Here is a 15,763-nt window from a genome sequence, read left to right on the forward strand (position 1 = left end):
GCATTGTGCCGCCCCCGCTCCGAAGCTCTTCACAATCCTCTGGGTGCATACCCCCCATGGGTATGTTACGGTGCTCCGCGAAGTACCCCCTGGGGGTATGCCTCGGGGTGGGTCGAGCGAGTGAAGGGGTCAGGGCAATGGCAACCGTCAATCCCCGGCGCTGGTGGGCACTTGTCGTGCTCGCCGCCGCCCAGTTCATGGTCATCATGGACACGTCGATCATCGGGGTCGCGCTCCCCGAGATGCAGAAGGACCTGGGCTTCTCGCAGGGTGAGCTGCAGTGGGTCTTCAACGCGTACGTCATCGTCTTCGGCGGCCTGCTGCTCCTCGGCGGCCGGCTCTCCGACCTCGTCGGGGCCCGCAAGATCTTCGTCTCCGGCTGGACGATCATGATCGTCGGCTCGGTGCTCGCCGCGGCCGCGCAGAGCGCCGTCGTCGAGATCGCAGGCCGCGCCGTCCAGGGCGTCGGCGGCGCGCTGATCGCGCCCTCCGCGATGACCCTTCTGATGATGCTCTTCATGCACGACCCGAAGGAGCTCGGCAAGGCGATGGCGCTCTACGGCGCGGCCGCCCCGGCCGGCGGCACCGCGGGCGTCTTCCTCGGCGGCGTGTTCACCCAGTGGATGAGCTGGCCGTGGGTCTTCGTCGTCTACGTGCCGATCGGCCTGGCGACCCTCGCCGCCACCAAGCTGCTTCCAGAGGTCGCTCCCCGTCGCGGCGCCGTCGACGTCCTCGGCGCGGCCGCCGTCACCGCCGGTCTCGCGCTCGCCGTGTTCGCCGTGGTCCGGGCCCCCGAGGTCGGTTGGGGCGCCACCGCCACGGTGCTTGAGCTGATCGGCGCCGCCGCGCTGCTGATCCTGTTCTTCGTGATCCAGAAGTCCGTCCGTGAGCCGCTGATGCCGCTCAGCGTGTGGCGGGTCCCGCGCCTCGGATCGGCCAACCTGTCCATGGCGCTGCTCGGCGCGGCCTGGATCCCGATGTGGTACTTCCTCAACCTCTACCTCCAGCAGGTCCTCGGCTACGGGGCCTTCGCCTCCGGCGCCGCGCTGCTCCCGATGACCGTGCTGCTGATGATCTTCATGACGGCCATCACCGCGAGGCTGATGGCGAAGGTCGGCGCGAAGCCGCTGATCGGCGGCGGTCTGCTGCTCCTCGCGGCCGGTCTGGTCTGGCTCTCCGCCGTCGAGCCGACCGGGTCCTTCCTGGTCGACGTGCTGCCCGCCTCGCTGGTCGCCGCGCTCGGCATGTCCCTGGCCTACATCCCGGCGATGATCGCCGCGATGTCCGGTGCCCCGCAGGAGCAGGCCGGTCTCGCCTCCGGCATCGTCAACACCACGTACAACGTGGGCTCCGCGCTCGGTCTGGCCGCGCTGACCGCCCTCGCCATGTCGCAGGGCGCGGACCGGCTGGGCGACCTGCCGGCGCTCACGGACGGGTTCTCGGCGGCGTTCGTGGGGGCGGCGGTGATCGCCGCGATCGGGGGAGTCGTGACGCTGGCGGTGATGAGGAGCGACAAGGCTGCGGCCGGCGCCGCCGCCGGTGCCGCCGCCGCTCAGGGCTCGCAGGGCTCGCAGGGCGAGAAGGCCGGCGTGTGAGGGACGGGGGTGTGTGTCCCCCGTACGTGCCGGGTCCAGGGGCCGCACTTCGGTGCGGCCCCTTTCGGCTGTCGCCGCCGTGCGGAGCCGGGTTCGTGCTGCTCGACTGGAAGGGTTCCCCCCACGACAGAGAGCGGGCACGACCATGGCAGTACTCGTCGTCGTCAACATCCCCGGCGGCACCAAGGAGCAGTACCAGGCGAACCACCGGCAGATCACCAGCGCGCCCTGGTTCCCGCCCAAGGGCTTCGTGTCGCACGTCGGGGCCCCGTCCGACGGCGGCTGGCTCATCGTCGACGTCTTCGAGACCGTGGACGACTACCGGGCGTTCGTGGAGAAGGCGATGCCGATCTTCCAGGAGAGCGGTACGCCCCCGATCGAGGCGACGTTCCACGAGCCGGCGAACATGATCACTGTCTGACCAGACTCTGAACAGGCGTCAGGCGCGGCCGACCAGGCCCGCCTCGTACGCGATGATCACCAAGTGGACCCGGTCGCGGGCGTCGAGCTTCGCCAGCAGCCGGGTCACGTACGTCTTCGCGGTGGCGACGCTGATCACCAGACGCGAGGCGATCTCGGTGTTGTTCAGACCGCTGCCGACGAGGGCCAGCACCTCGCGCTCCCGCTCCGTGATGGCCGTCAGCGGGCGGGCGGGTGCGGGGTTCGCGGGGCGGTCCGCGAACTCCTTGATGAGGCGGCGGGTGACGCCGGGCGCGATCAGCCCGTCGCCGGCGGCGACCACCCGGACCGCGCCGAGGATCTCGTCCATCCCCATGTCCTTGACGAGGAAGCCGGACGCGCCGGCGCGCAGCGCCCCGTAGACGTACTCGTCCTCGTCGAAGGTCGTCAGGACGAGGACGCGGGCGGCTTCGTCGGCCGCGGTGATCCGGCGGGTCGCCTCGATGCCGTCCATGCCGGGCATGCGGATGTCCATCACGGCCACGTCGGGTCGGGTCTCGGCGGCCAGCCGCACCGCCTCCTCGCCGGACCCGGCCTCGCCGACGACCTCCAGGTCCGGCAGCTCCTCGATGACCAGGCGCAGCGCGGTACGGATCAGGGGCTGGTCGTCGACGAGCAGGACGCGGGTGGTCACAGGGCCTCCTGGGGCACGGGCAGACGGGCGGACACCCGGAACCCGCCCTCGGGGCGGGGTCCGGCCTCGAACTCCCCGCGTAGCAGCGCCACACGCTCGCGCATGCCGGCGATCCCGAAGCCGGGGGAGTGGGCGCCGGGGGCGGCGGCACCGCGGTCGGTGACGGTGACGCGTACGTCTCCGTCCCCGAAGTCGACCAGCACCTCGCAGGCCGCGGCCCCGGAGTGCCGGACCACATTGGTGACCGACTCCTGCACGATACGGAACGCGGACAGATCGAGGTCGGCCGGCAACGACCGCCGCTCTCCCTGCCACCGCACGTCGACCCGCACCCCGGCCGCCGTGGTCGCGGCGGCCAGCCGATCAAGGTCGGCGAGGCCGGGGGCGGGGGCCAAGTCGGGGTGGTGGGGGGCGAGAGCGGGTGCGGAGGCGGGTTCCGACGAGGTTCCGGCGGCAGGGCCGGACGCGGCTCCGGCGCCGGGCCCGGAGGCCGCTCCACCGGCAGCTCGGGCGGCCGCTCCACCGGCCGGTCCGGAGCCGGGCTCCGCGGGGCGTCCGGACGGGCCGTCGGCGTCGGCCCCCGACTCCTCCCGCACCCGCCCTTCCCCCGCATCGCTCTCCCGCAGCGCCCCCAGCATCCGGCGCAGGCCCGACAGGGCCTCGCGGCCCGCGGTCTCCACGGCCAGCATCGCCTCGCGGGCGCGGTCCGGGCGGGTGTCGACGATGCGGGCGGCCGCGCCAGCCTGAAGGGCGACGATGCCGATGGTGTGGGCGACCACGTCGTGCATCTCCCGGGCGATCCGCAGGCGTTCGGCGGTGACCGCCTGCCGCTCGGCCTGCGCGCGGGCCCGTTCCGCGTGCTCCCGAGCCTGGTGCGACGAGCGGCCGAGGAGCCAGGCGACCACCGCGACCAGGGCCACCGCCAGCTCCGCCGACACCCCGACCGGCCAGTGCATCAGCCAGCGGAAGGCCAGATAGCCGACGAGGAGGCCGAGCGCCAGGGCGAGGGCGACGAGGGCGGTGCGGCGAGCGTGCGCGGCGGCGATCGCGTACAGGGCGACGTCGACCGCGACGTACTGCGCCATCGGGATCCCCATGACGCTCAGCGACGTCGTCGCGCACACCGTCGCGAAGAGCATCAGCCCGAGGGCCGCCAGCGGACGGCGGCGGAGCAGGGCGCAGCCGGCCAGCGTCAGCACGGTGCCGAAGAGGAGGAACGCGGGGCCGTCCCACCGGTACAACTGGCTGCCGGGCACGTGCTCCGGCTCGCTCTCGCCGGGCAGCCGCAGCCGCGTCAGCAGCGTGACGACCAGGCCGCCGCACCAGGCCAACGCCGCCCACGCGCCCGGCGACAGGCGCTTGATCAGGGGGTGGGGAGGCGAAGATGCAGGCATGGCCCCGATCGTAGGCGGGTGACCGTTCCGGCTCATCGGGCCACGGGTGTACACCCCCGGTCGACACCTGCCGGCGACAGTGCCGACGGCGGTGCGCCCGCGACAGTGCCGACGGCGGTGCGCCGGCGACAGTGCCGACGGCGGTGCGATGCGGCGGGCGTGGGCCGGGCGCGGCGGGCGCGGTCCTGGCTGAGCGTGGAGGGCCGGTCGGTGGACGTCGCGCTGACGGACGTCGCGCTGACGGACGTCGCGAGTCTGTCCCCCGGCTGAGAGCTGCTCCTGACGGTGCGTTCGGCCAAGGTCCCTTCCCCCGGCATGCCACGGGGCCGGTTCCGCGCGCCGCCCGCTTTCGCGGGCTGCGGGGAACCGGCCCCGGGTTCGACGGTCTGCCGGAGTCACGTCCGGATCAGCCGGGCGATGGCCTTCGACGCCTCGCTCACCTTCTCCTTCGCCTCGTCGCCGCCCTGGGCGACCGCCTCGGTGAAGCAGGAGCTGAGGTGTTCGTCGAGGAGGGCGAGGGCGCAGGACTGGAGGGCCGCGTTGACGGCGGAGACCTGGGTCAGCACGTCGATGCAGTACGCGTCCTCGTCCACCATCCGCTGCACCCCCCGGACCTGCCCCTCGATGCGCCGCAGGCGCCTGATGATGTCTTCCTTGTGGTGCGTGTACCCGGCCACGGCGGCCTCCTGTCGGATGGGGCTTACTTGTCGGCGGCCTGGAAGCCGCGCAGCCGGAGGCTGTTGCCGACGACGAAGACCGAGGAGAAGGCCATCGCGGCCCCCGCGATCATCGGGTTGAGCAGTCCGGCCGCGGCGAGCGGCAGGGCGGCGACGTTGTAGGCGAAGGCCCAGAACAGGTTCGAGCGGATGGTGCCGAGGGTCTTGCGGGAGAGCCGGATCGCGTCCGCCGCCGCCCGCAGGTCGCCTCGTACGAGGGTCAGGTCGCCGGCCTCGATGGCGGCGTCGGTGCCGGTGCCCATGGCCAGGCCGAGGTCGGCCTGGGCGAGCGCGGCGGCGTCGTTGACGCCGTCGCCGACCATGGCGACCGAACGCCCCTCACCCTGAAGGCGCTTGACCACGTCGACCTTGTCCTGCGGCATGACCTCGGCGATGACCTCGTCGATGCCGACCTCGGCGGCGACGGCCTCCGCGACGGCCTTGTTGTCGCCGGTCAGCAGGATCGGGGTCAGACCGAGGGCGCGCAGCCGGCGGACGGCCTCGGGGCTGGTCTCCTTGACGGCGTCGGCGACCTCCAGGACCGCCCGGGCCTCCCCGTCCCAGGCGACCGCGATAGCGGTCCTGCCGGCCTTCTCGGCCTCGTCCTTGGCGGACTTGAGGCTCGCGGGCAGCTCCATGGCCCACTCCTCCAGGAGCTTCTCCCGGCCGACGAGGACGGCGTGGCTGTCGACGACGCCCTGGACGCCGAGTCCGGGGACGTTGGCGAAGTCCTCGGGGGTGGGGAGCGTGCCGACCTTCGCGGCGGCGCCGGTGGCGACGGCCTGGGCGATGGGGTGCTCGGAGGAGTGCTCCAGGGCGCCGGCGAGGCGCAGTACGTCGGTCTCTTCCACGCCGTCGGCGGTGTGGGTCTTGATGAGGGTCATCCGACCGGTGGTGACGGTGCCGGTCTTGTCCAGGACGATGGTGTCGACCTTGCGGGTGGTCTCCAGAACTTCCGGCCCCTTGATCAGGATGCCGAGCTGCGCGCCGCGGCCGGTGCCGACCATGAGTGCGGTCGGGGTGGCCAGACCCAGGGCGCAGGGGCAGGCGATGATCAGGACGGCGACGGCGGCGGTGAACGCGGCGGTCAGACCCTGTCCGGTGCCGAGCCAGAAGCCGAGGGTGCCGAGCGCGAGCGCGATGACGATCGGTACGAAGACCGCGGAGATCTTGTCGGCGAGGCGCTGGGCGGCGGCCTTGCCGTTCTGAGCGTCCTCGACGAGTTTGGCCATCCTGGCGAGTTGGGTGTCGGCGCCGACGCGGGCAGCCTCGACGACCAGGCGGCCGCCGGCGTTCAGGGTCGCGCCGGTGACGGAGTCGCCGACGGAGACCTCGACCGGTACGGACTCACCGGTGAGCATGGAGGCGTCGACGGCGGAGGAGCCCTCGACGACGGTGCCGTCGGTGGCGATCTTCTCGCCGGGACGGACCAGGAAGCGGTCCCCGACCTGGAGTTCGGCGGTGGGGACGGTGACCTCGCGGCTGTCCTTGAGTACGGTCACCTCCTTCGCGCCCAGCTGCATCAGCGCCTTGAGCGCCGCGCCCGCCTTGCGCTTGGAGCGGGCCTCGAAGTACCGGCCGGCCAGGATGAACGCGGTGACGCCGGCCGCGGCCTCCAGATAGATGTTCCCCGCGCCGTCGGTGCGGGCGATGGTGAACTCGAAGGGGTGCGTCATGCCGGGCGTCCCGGCCGTACCGAAGAACAGCGCCCACAGCGACCACAGGAACGCGGCGATCGTGCCGACCGAGATCAGCGTGTCCATGGTGGCCGCGCCGTGCTTGGCGTTGGTCCAGGCGGCCCTGTGGAACGGCCAGGCGGCGTAGACGACGACGGGCGCGGCCAGGGTGAGGCTCAGCCACTGCCAGTACTCGATCTGCAGCGCCGGGACCATCGCCATCGCGATGACGGGGACGGCGAGCGTGACGGCGGTGATCAGCCGCTGCTTGAGGGGACGGAGCTCCTCGTCGGCGTCGGCGTCGGCGTCGGCGTCGGCGTCTGGGGCGGACTCCGCCTTGGGGGGAGTGGGTTCCTGGGCGGTGTACCCGGTGGCCTCGACGGTCGCGATCAGGTCGGCGACGGAGACCTCGGCGTCGAAGGTGACCTTCGCCTTCTCGGTCGCGTAGTTGACGGTGGCCTCGACCCCGTCCATGCGGTTCAGCTTCTTCTCGATGCGGGCCGCGCACGAGGCGCAGGTCATGCCGCCGATGGCGAGCTCGACCTGGGCGGCGGCGCCGGGAGTGGTGGTGGTCATGAGATCTGCTCCTCGTGGTGACGAGAGGGAAGGGGCCGGGGCCCAGTCGGGGAAGGAACGGGCCCCGGCGGCCTGGGTGGTGCGGGTGGTGCGGGTGGTGCAGGCGGTGGTGCGGTGCCCGCGTCAGGCGCGGCCGGTGACCTCGTAGCCCGCGTCGTCGATCGCGTCGGCGATCTTCGCGTCGTCGGGCTCGCCGCCGGTGGTGACGGTGGCCAGGCCGCCGGCGATGTCGACCTCGACGGAGATCACGCCGTCGAGCGCGCCGACCGCGTTCGTGATCGCGGTCCGGCAGTGACCGCAGCTCATGCCGGAGACGCGGTACGTGGTGACGGTGCTCTCGGCGACGGCGGTCGCGACCGTGGCGGCGTTCGTGGAGCAGCTTCCGTCGGGGGTGCAGCAGGACGACGGCATGGTGTCTCTCCTTGTATGGATCGGCTGTGGATACCGGTCGGTGAATTTCGATCGCCAATACCCTAGGGGGGTATCGACTTCGGATCTATGTATACCCCCCTCCCGTACCGCCCGCAACCCCTTCCGTGACTTGACTTGATACCCCCTAGGGGTATGGTGAGGTGCATTGAATGCCATGGGAGGCCATGCGAGGCCACCGGAACGGGAGAGCTGCCATGAATACCGGAGTGAAGATCACCGCCTTCGCCGCCGCGCTCGCCGCGACGTTCGGGACCGCGTACGGGGTGGGCAAGGGCGTCGGCCCCGTGGGCGAGCCGAGGAAGGCGGAGCACGCGCAGGCGACCGGGCATGCGGGGCACGGGAAAGCGGGCGCCGCGGAGGAAGGGGCCGCCGCACCCGCCGCGGGCGGGCTGCAGGTCTCGGAGAACGGCTACACGTTGGCCCTGGAGACGCCGAGGCCGGCGGCGGGGGGCGGGGTGCTCACGTTCTCGATCAAGGATGCGAGCGGCAAGAAGGTCACCGCGTACAAGACGGAGCACGGCAAGGAGCTGCACTTCATCGTCGCCTCCCGCGATCTGACCGTCTTCCGTCACCTGCACCCGGTGCGGGCGGCGGACGGGACGTGGTCGACGCCGGCGGACCTGCCGGCGGCCGGCGCGTACAAGGCCTTCGCGGACTTCACGCCGGCGGCGAAGGGGGCGAAGGCGGTCACGCTCGGGGCGGACGTCTCGGTGCCGGGCGCGTACGCGCCGCAGCCGCTGCCGGCCGCCGCTCCGACGGCCACGGTGGACGGCTACCAGGTGCGGCTCGGCGGCACGCTGGACCCGGGGAAGCCCGGCGAGTTGAGGCTCACCGTCACCAAGGGCGGGAAGCCGGTGACGGACCTGGAGCCGTACCTCGGGGCGTACGGGCACCTCGTCGCGCTCCGCGAGGGCGACCTCGCGTATCTGCACGTCCACCCGAACGAGGGCGGGCCCGGCCCGGACGTCTCGTTCACGGCGACCGCGCCGAGCGCGGGGGCGTACCGGCTCTTCCTGGACTTCCAGCACGAAGGGAAGGTGCGGACGGCGGCGTTCACGGTGCGGGCGGGAAGCGGCTCCGCCGGAACGGGTGAGGCCGGGCACGATGCGGGAGGGCACGCGCACGGCTAGTCTGGTCGCGGACATTGGACTAGACCTGTAGCCGCATTCTGGGAGGAACGGGCTCGTGAGCGACCGTGCAGTGCTGGAGGTGATCGCCCTCGACGAGGAGGACGCGGTCGCGGCCCAGGCCGGTGGGGCGGACCGCCTCGAACTGGTCACGGACATGGCGGCGGACGGGCTGACCCCCTCCAAGGAGCGCTTCGCGGCCGTCCGCGCGGCGGTGGACATCCCGCTGCGCGTGATGCTCAGGCTGAGGGACGGCTTCGCGGCCGGGGGCCCCCGGGAGATCGACGCGCTGGTGGGCCGGGCGGAGGAGCTGCGGGAAGCGGGCGCGGAGGAGTTCGTCCTCGGCTTCCTGACGGAGGACGGCCAGCCGGACCTGGTGACGGTGGAACGCCTGCTGACCGTGATCGACGGCTGCCGCTGGACCTTCCACAGGGCGATCGACCGAGCGGCGGACCGAGACGGCGCGCGCAAACTCCTCGCCGACTTGCCGGGCCTCGACACGTACCTGACGGCAGGCGCACCGACGGGCGTCGACGACGGCCTGCGTACCCTCGTCGCGGAGGCGTCCCACACCGGCGAACCCGGCTACGAGCCCCAGATCCTGGTAGGCGGCGGCCTCCGCCTGGACCACCTCCCCACCCTCCGCACCGCCACCCTGACGGCCTTCCACATCGGCGGCGCAGCCCGCCCCCGAGGCTGGACGGCCCCGGTCTCGACGGAGGCGGTACGGACTTGGCGGGAGGCGGTGGACGCGTAACCGGGGCGGTGGCCGCCGCGCTGTGCCGGACGGCGGTGCCGCCTCGCCGAATTCCGTGGCGGCGTGATCGCCGGGCTCGCTATCCTCCCCGCCATGCAGTCATCCCCCGACGAGGCCCTCGTACGCCGTCTGATCGCCGCCCAGTTCCCGCAGTGGGCGGAGCTTTCCGTCACGCCCGTGCGGTCGGCGGGTACGGACAACGACATGTACCGGCTCGGCGACAGCCTCGCGGTCCGGCTGCCCAAGACCGCCGACACCGCCCGCTCCATCGGCAAGGAGCAGCGCTGGCTGCCGCATATCGCGCCGCATCTGCCGATGCCCGTGCCGGTTCCGGTGGGGAAGGGGACTCCCGGGGAGGGCTTCGACCTGCCTTGGTCGGTCTACCGGTGGCTCGACGGGGGCAATGCCTTTGATGAGCCGATCGCCGATCTCGGGCACGCCGCCGTGGAGTTGGGGCGGTTCGGCGCCGCCCTGCGGCGCGTCGACGCGAGCGGCGGGCCGAAGTCCTTCCGGGGCGGGCACGTCACCGAGTGGGGCGGGGAGCACATGGCGGGCGCCGTCCACGCCCTTGCCGCCGAGGGGTCGCTCGACGGCGAACTCGCCACCTCCGCCTGGGAGTCCGTGCTGCGACTTCCGCAGTGGGAACGCCCACCCGTCTGGGTACACGGTGACCTGCTGCCCGGAAACCTGCTCACCCGCGCGGGGCGGCTCAGTGCCGTCATCGACTTCGGTGGGATCGGTACGGGCGATCCGGCCTGCGACATGATGGCCGCCTGGACCCTGCTCACGCCCGAGACGCGGCCCCTGTTCCGGGAGGCCGCCGAGGTCGACGACGCGACCTGGGACCGCGGGCGGGGGTGGGCGCTGTGCTGGGGTGTGGTGACCGATCACTACTACCGCGTGGTGAACCCGGTGAACCCCGTTCTCGCCTCCATCGCCCGCCGCACCTTCGCCCAGGCCCTCGCCGAGTACGCGTAAGAGGCCTGTGTGTGCATCCGTGCACGGGGGTGGTCTTTCCTCGCCCCCAGCCCCATCATGCCTCTGACTACTCGTGCGTAACACCTGTCAGGGGGAAGCGTGTTGAGGTTCAGTGGCGTCGTTCGGATCGCTCCGCTGCTTGCCGTCCTCGTGGCCCTGCTTCTCCCCGCCCCGGCCGCCCAGGCCGCGCCCGCCCGTACCCCCGTCGTCTTCGTGCACGGCTACAACGCCGACCCCGGCGTGTGGGGCGCCCTCCGCGCGGACCTCTTGGCCGACGGGTACAGCGACGCCGAGCTGTTCTCCTTCGGGTACGACACCCACCGGTCCGTCAACGAGGTCCTCTCCGGCCGGCTCGCCGCGTACGTCGAGGACGTCAAGCGGCGGACCGGGGCGAGCCGGGTCGACCTCGTCGCGCATTCCTTCGGCAGCCTGGTCACGCGCTGGTACGTGAAGTTCGACGGCGCCGGTCAGTCGTCCGTCGCCCACTGGGTCTCGCTGGCCGGTCCCAACCACGGCACCACCACCGCCTGGGCCTGCGCCCTGTGGGACCAGGCCTGCCGGGACATGTCCCCTGACTCCTACGTCCAGAAGAAGCTCGCCGAGGGCGACGAGACGCCCGGGGCCGTCCGGTACGCCACCTGGTGGTCGAACTGCGACGAGGTCATCAACCCCGACAGCAGCGTGCCCCTGACCGGCGCCGCCAACAACGCCGCCGGCTGCATCGAGCACAACGACTTCCTCGGCGACGACTCGGTCTCCCAGGGCGTGCGGAACTTCCTTCGCTCCTAGAGTCCAGGACCGTCCAACTGCTCCGGCAGCGGGGCCGAATGAATCACCGTCAGGCCCGATACCGCACGCGTCAGCGCCACATACAGCCGTCGCAGGCCCGTGCGCTCGTCCGGCTCGCCGTCCACCACCGCCGCCGGCTCGTCCAGGACCACGTAGTCGTACTCCAGGCCCTTGGCCAGGGACGCCGGGACCAGGGTCAGGCGGGATTCCGTCGTCGTCTCCTCGCCGGGGGAGAGGTACGGCAGGCCCGCCGCCTCCAGTGCCTCCGCCAGCGGGGCGATCCGCGCGTCCGCCGCGATCAGGCCGATCGAGCCCTCGCGCTCCAGCGACTCCACGCACGCCGCCACCACGTCCTCGTCCGGGGAAGAGGAACTGCGGATCGTGAGGGAGCCCGGGTTCTCGCGGACCGAGCTCACCGCCGCCAGGCCCGGCGACATGTGCGGGAGCAGCCTCGACGCGTACGCGATCACCTCGCGCGGCACGCGGAAGCCCGCCGTCAGCTCCTCCACCACCGCGTCCGACTTCCCCAGGTGCCCCAGCGCCTGCGCCCAGCTCTCCGTCGCCCACGGCGTCGTGCCCTGCGCCAGGTCGCCGAGCACCGTCGCCGAGCCCGTCGTGCAGCGTCGCCCCACCGCCCGGTACTGCATCGGCGACAGGTCCTGCGCCTCGTCGAGGACCACGTGGCCGAGCGAGTGCGTGCGCTCCACCAGGTCCTTCGCCTCGTCGATCAGCACCGCGTCCGCCGCCGACCACTTCGCCGACTTCACGCTCCGGTACGGCTTCGTCCACAGCAGCAGCTTCTGCTCGTCCTCCGTCAGGAGCCCCGCCGCGTGCTCCGCCAGGAACTCCGCGTCGCCGAGCAGCCGCAGCACCAGCTTCGCCGGATCGACCAGCGGCCAGACCTCCTTGACGACCGCCTTCACCGCCGCGTTGCGCGCCACCGAGTCCTGCACCCGGTCGTCCGGAGCCTCGCCCGCCTGCTCCATCCGCACCAGCACGGCGTGCGCGATGCGCTGTGGGAGGGCGTCGCGGGCCGCCCCGTACCGGATGTCCCGGTCCAGCAACTCCCGGACGATCTCCTCCAGTTCGTACGCCGGGACCCGCCACCGCCGTGAGCCGCGCACCACCATCAGCGGCTCCGTGGGCAGCGTGACGTGCGCGCGGACCGCGCGGCGCAGCACCTGCGCCATCCGCGCGTCGCCCTTCACCACGGCCGTCGCCGCCGCGTCCTCGCCGCGCACCTCGACATGCCCGACCAGGTCGTCCACCGTCGCCTGCTGGACCTCCAACTCGCCGAGCGCGGGCAGCACTTGCTCGATGTAGTGGAGGAAGGACCGGTTCGGGCCGATCACCAGCGTCCCGGTCCGCGCCAGCCGCTCCCGGTGCGCGTACAGCAGGTACGCGACGCGGTGCAGGCCCACCGCCGTCTTCCCGGTGCCCGGCCCGCCCTGCACGCACACCGTGCCGGACAGGTCGGACCGCACGATCTCGTCCTGCTCGGGCTGGATCGTCGCGACGATGTCCCGCATCGGGCCGACGCGCGGCCGCTCGATCTCCGCCTGGAGCAGCTTCGACGTCGTCTCTGCCTCGGCCGGGTCGGAGAGGTGCTCGTCCTCGTACGCGGTGAGTTCGCCGCCCGTGTAGCCGAAGCGCCGCCGCAGCCCCACGTCCTGCGGGTCCTTCTTCGACGCCCGGTAGAACGGCTGCGAGACCGGCGCGCGCCAGTCGATCACCATCGGATCGCCGGCGGCGTCGTGGACGTGCCGGCGGCCGATGTAGAAACTCTGCCCCTCCTGCGTGGTGTGCAGGTAGTCGAGGCGGCCGAAGAACAGGGGGGTGTGGGACAGGTCGGCCAGCGCCTTGATCCGCTCCTCGATCTGCCGTCCCAGGACGACGGAGTTGACCCAGTTCGCGGTGACGTCCTTGATGTCGAGCGCCTCCACGTCCTCGCGCATCGCGCGCAGCGCGGCGCGGGACGAGGACAGGTGGGCGCGCTCGCGCGCGAGCGGGTCGGGTGCGGACACGGTGAAGCCTCCGGGTCGGGTACGCGGACACGTCGAGGTGGCCGCCGGTTTCCGACCGGACGGCGGCGCTCCACGGAGGGAGGCGGGGAAGCGGACGAGTGTAGCCGGGGGGTGGGGGTGGCGGCGAACGGGTTTTCAGGCGTACGACCCGTAGGGGACCGCACCCCTCCCAGGTCGTACGTGCGACGGACCACGGCTCCGACCCCAGGGCGATGTGCTCGATATGTCCGAAATCCATCATGGAAACATGACCGCAGCGACCTTCACCCCCGCGACCGGCACCATCCCCCGTTCCCGCCGTCTCGGCCTCGCCCTGCGTGCGATACGCGCGTACGGCGGCGCGGCCGTCGGCGTCGCGCTGCTCGGCGAGTACGGGCCTCCCGAGGCCGGCGTGCGCGACCCGCGTCCCGCGTACGCGGCCCGGGTGCGCTGATCCCCGGCGGCTGATCCCCGGCGGCGTACAACCCCCGCCCGCCCTCATCGGTCTCTTGTTCGCACCGCCCTTCCCCCCGGAGTAGTAGAGGAACACAAGAGATCATGAGAAAGCCCTCCGCCGGCCGCGTCGCACGGCTCGCCGCGTGCGTCACCGCGGCCGGTCTGGTCACGGTCGGCATGGCCGCCGTGCCCGCCGCCGCGGACAGCGACCAGCTGTGGATCGTGTCGCCCTGGGAGCTCGTACTGCCCAAGGCCGTCGACGGCGGCCAGGCCCCGGTCAGCACCGTCGCCCTCGGCCTGTACCACGACAACGCCAACTACCGCGTGACCGACGGCAAGCTCACCGTCGACGTCTCCGGGCTGACCGGCGTCGCTGAGGTCACCTGGCCGGAGAACTGCGCCCCGGCCGGGACCACCGCCGTCTGCTCGTTCCCCGAGGTGCCGCTGAACGGCGAGACCCCGGTGGAGCTGAAGGTCCGCGCGGCGGCCGGCGCCGAGACCGGCGCCGGCGGCCAGATCACGTACACGGGGCAGGCCGAGACCAGCGCCGGCGGCGCCCTCACCGCGTACGAGAGCCAGACCACGGTCCGGGTCGCCTCCGGCCCCGACCTCGTGATGACCCAGGTCGCGCCGGTGACCGGCGTCGCGCCGGGCAGCACCGTGCCGGTGCCGGTCTCCGTCGTGAACAACGGCAACGAGCCGGCGAACGGCGTCGACGTCACCATGTACGTCACCCGCGGCCTCGACATCGGCGCCGTCGCCCCGCAGTGCACCAGCACGCCGCTGGGCGAGGGCGCGATCAAGGCGCTCACCAAGGTGGACTGCGCGTTCGCCGACGTCGTCGAGCCGGGCGGCTCGTTCGCCCTGCCGTCGGCGCTGCAGGCGAAGGTCGCCTCGTACGCGCTCGCCGAGCGGATCGACATCGGCGCCCGCGCCGGCGGCGGCGCCGAGGAGCTGGACCAGGGGAACAACGGCACCGTCGCCTCGATCGGCGTCACGAACACCGCGGACTTCGCGATCCGCGGCGCCCGGCTCACCGCCGAGGCCGGTGCCACCGTGCAGGCCCCGGTGACCTTCCGCAACCGCGGCCCGGCCTGGGTCGCCAACCTCGGCTCCGGCGACCCGGTCGGCTCGGTCGACGTGACGATCCCGCGGGGCGCCACCGCCACGACCGTGCCGGACGCCTGCGAGCCGCGCACCGCGGACGGCGGCTGGTGGGAGAACGAGGTGCGCACCGGCGCGCCGCGCTACCTGTGCCAGCTCCCGATCTGGGTGGCCGAGAAGCAGACCGTGACGTTCCCGTTCGAGCTGCGGATCGACACCGTGATCACCGGCGCGAAGGGCGCGATCACGCTGAAGCCGCCGTACGGCACCGCCTTCCCGTTCGACCCGAACCCCGCGAACCACCAGGCGAAGCTGGTCCTGAACCCGGCCGTCTGACGGCCGGGTCCGGCCTTCGGGCTGGACCGCTGGGTAGCTGAGTACGGGATGGGCCCGGGTTGAGTACCCGGGCCCATCCCGCTGTCCGCCCCGAGTGATGTGATCGGGGCATGACGACGAACGACCAGAACGCGACGCCCGCCCACGACCACGACGGCCCCGAGCCCACCTCGCCCTCCAGTCGTGCGCTGCGCGTCCTCGCGCTCGTCGGCCTCCTGGCGCTCCTCGTTTCCTTCGTCCTCACCGTCGTCGCGATTCTGAACGACTCCATCGGCGGCGACGGCGTGGCCGGCTCCGCGTCCGCGGCGGGTCTCTGGGCGGTCGGCATCGGCGGCGTGATCGGCCTGGCCGCCGCCGCGGCGCCGCGCGCGGCCCTCGCCTACAGTGCGCGCAAGTACGCGGTGGCGCTCCAGTACACGATGGCCGTGATCGCCCCGGTGCTCGCGCTGATGGACTGACCTCCTCCTAGGGCGGGGTCAGGCGGCGTACCAGGGCCACGGCCTCGTCCGTGCGCCCTGCGCCGCAGGTGCGCAGGATCTCGGCGAGACCGGGGTGGCGGGCCTCGACCAGGGCGGCCGCGTCGAGGATGTCGACCGCGCCCGCCGTCGAGGTGAGCAGGTCCCGCAGCCGGCTGACGAAGCGCAGCTCGGCGTCGGGCTCGGCGGGGGCGGACGGGGGCGAGGCGGCCGCGCCCATCGAGTCCTGGCCCGGCGTCCGGCTGACCCGCACCT

15 protein-coding genes and 1 pseudogene are annotated in these 15,763 nt (G+C 72.7%); 9 read left to right on the forward strand and 7 right to left on the reverse strand.

The annotated features are described in order from the left end of the window. The first annotated feature begins 137 nt into the window (after positions 1-137). Together VIU94_RS11250 and VIU94_RS11255 are read left to right on the forward strand one after the other, a co-directional pair. Positions 138-1,595 (forward strand): MFS transporter, encoded by a 1,458-nt coding sequence (locus VIU94_RS11250; protein ID WP_331910252.1) that lies wholly within the window; start codon positions 138-140, stop codon positions 1,593-1,595. 145 nt (positions 1,596-1,740) lie between these two features. Next, the gene (locus VIU94_RS11255; protein WP_331910254.1) at positions 1,741-2,016 is read left to right on the forward strand and encodes a hypothetical protein; all 276 of its coding nucleotides are present in this window, start codon (positions 1,741-1,743) and stop codon (positions 2,014-2,016) included. 18 nt (positions 2,017-2,034) lie between these two features. On the opposite strand, the gene VIU94_RS11260 is transcribed toward VIU94_RS11255, so the two are convergent. The 5 genes from VIU94_RS11260 to VIU94_RS11280 all read right to left on the reverse strand — a co-directional run bounded on the left by VIU94_RS11260 (position 2,035) and on the right by VIU94_RS11280 (position 7,461). After that, complete coding sequence (locus tag VIU94_RS11260) at positions 2,035-2,688, reverse strand: response regulator (protein WP_331910256.1); 654 nt, start codon at positions 2,686-2,688, stop codon at positions 2,035-2,037. Next, entirely contained in the window at positions 2,685-4,082 is a 1,398-nt protein-coding gene (locus VIU94_RS11265; RefSeq protein WP_331910258.1) for a sensor histidine kinase, read from the reverse strand. The genes VIU94_RS11260 and VIU94_RS11265 overlap by 4 nt, the downstream gene beginning before the upstream one ends. A 395-nt stretch (positions 4,083-4,477) precedes the next feature. Then, complete coding sequence (locus tag VIU94_RS11270) at positions 4,478-4,759, reverse strand: metal-sensitive transcriptional regulator (protein WP_331910260.1); 282 nt, start codon at positions 4,757-4,759, stop codon at positions 4,478-4,480. A 23-nt stretch (positions 4,760-4,782) separates the two neighbouring features. Then, positions 4,783-7,050, reverse strand: a complete 2,268-nt coding sequence (locus tag VIU94_RS11275) for a heavy metal translocating P-type ATPase (protein WP_331910262.1) — start codon at positions 7,048-7,050, stop codon at positions 4,783-4,785. Positions 7,051-7,173: 123 nt separating this feature from the next. After that, positions 7,174-7,461: a heavy-metal-associated domain-containing protein gene (locus tag VIU94_RS11280; protein WP_331910264.1), complete on the reverse strand. Its 288-nt coding sequence runs from the start codon at positions 7,459-7,461 to the stop codon at positions 7,174-7,176. Between the two features lie 215 nt (positions 7,462-7,676). Between VIU94_RS11280 and VIU94_RS11285 the strand changes: the two genes are divergently transcribed. The 4 genes from VIU94_RS11285 (at position 7,677) to VIU94_RS11300 (ending at position 11,133) form a co-directional block, all read left to right on the forward strand. Beyond that, positions 7,677-8,612 (forward strand): DUF8832 domain-containing protein, encoded by a 936-nt coding sequence (locus VIU94_RS11285; RefSeq protein ID WP_331910266.1) that lies wholly within the window; start codon positions 7,677-7,679, stop codon positions 8,610-8,612. Between the two features lie 55 nt (positions 8,613-8,667). Continuing rightward, positions 8,668-9,366 carry a copper homeostasis protein CutC gene (locus tag VIU94_RS11290; RefSeq protein WP_331910268.1) on the forward strand — a complete coding sequence of 233 codons (699 nt, stop codon included), beginning with the start codon at positions 8,668-8,670 and terminating at the stop codon, positions 9,364-9,366. A 93-nt stretch (positions 9,367-9,459) separates the two neighbouring features. Continuing rightward, positions 9,460-10,344: an aminoglycoside phosphotransferase family protein gene (locus VIU94_RS11295; protein ID WP_331910270.1), complete on the forward strand. Its 885-nt coding sequence runs from the start codon at positions 9,460-9,462 to the stop codon at positions 10,342-10,344. 99 nt (positions 10,345-10,443) lie between these two features. Further along, on the forward strand, positions 10,444-11,133 hold the full coding sequence (locus VIU94_RS11300) for an esterase/lipase family protein (RefSeq protein WP_331910272.1): 690 nt from the start codon (positions 10,444-10,446) through the stop codon (positions 11,131-11,133). On the opposite strand, the gene VIU94_RS11305 is transcribed toward VIU94_RS11300, so the two are convergent. Next, positions 11,130-13,157 carry a HelD family protein gene (locus tag VIU94_RS11305; RefSeq protein ID WP_414720927.1) on the reverse strand — a complete coding sequence of 676 codons (2,028 nt, stop codon included), beginning with the start codon at positions 13,155-13,157 and terminating at the stop codon, positions 11,130-11,132. The genes VIU94_RS11300 and VIU94_RS11305 overlap by 4 nt on opposite strands. A 247-nt stretch (positions 13,158-13,404) precedes the next feature. On the opposite strand from VIU94_RS11305, the gene VIU94_RS11310 reads away from it, so the two are divergent. From VIU94_RS11310 to VIU94_RS11320, 3 genes are all read left to right on the forward strand, one after another. After that, positions 13,405-13,590 (forward strand): hypothetical protein, encoded by a 186-nt coding sequence (locus VIU94_RS11310; RefSeq protein WP_331910274.1) that lies wholly within the window; start codon positions 13,405-13,407, stop codon positions 13,588-13,590. 104 nt (positions 13,591-13,694) lie between these two features. Further along, positions 13,695-15,032, forward strand: a complete 1,338-nt coding sequence (locus tag VIU94_RS11315) for a hypothetical protein (RefSeq protein ID WP_331910276.1) — start codon at positions 13,695-13,697, stop codon at positions 15,030-15,032. Positions 15,033-15,142: 110 nt separating this feature from the next. Continuing rightward, on the forward strand, positions 15,143-15,490 hold the full coding sequence (locus tag VIU94_RS11320) for a hypothetical protein (RefSeq protein ID WP_331910278.1): 348 nt from the start codon (positions 15,143-15,145) through the stop codon (positions 15,488-15,490). A gap of 7 nt (positions 15,491-15,497) precedes the next feature. Here the strand turns inward: VIU94_RS11320 and VIU94_RS11325 are convergent. Next, a pseudogene (locus VIU94_RS11325) lies at positions 15,498-15,763 on the reverse strand (hypothetical protein); the annotation flags it as partial.

This window comes from Streptomyces sp., assembly GCF_036566765.1.
Lineage (GTDB): Bacteria > Actinomycetota > Actinomycetes > Streptomycetales > Streptomycetaceae > Streptomyces.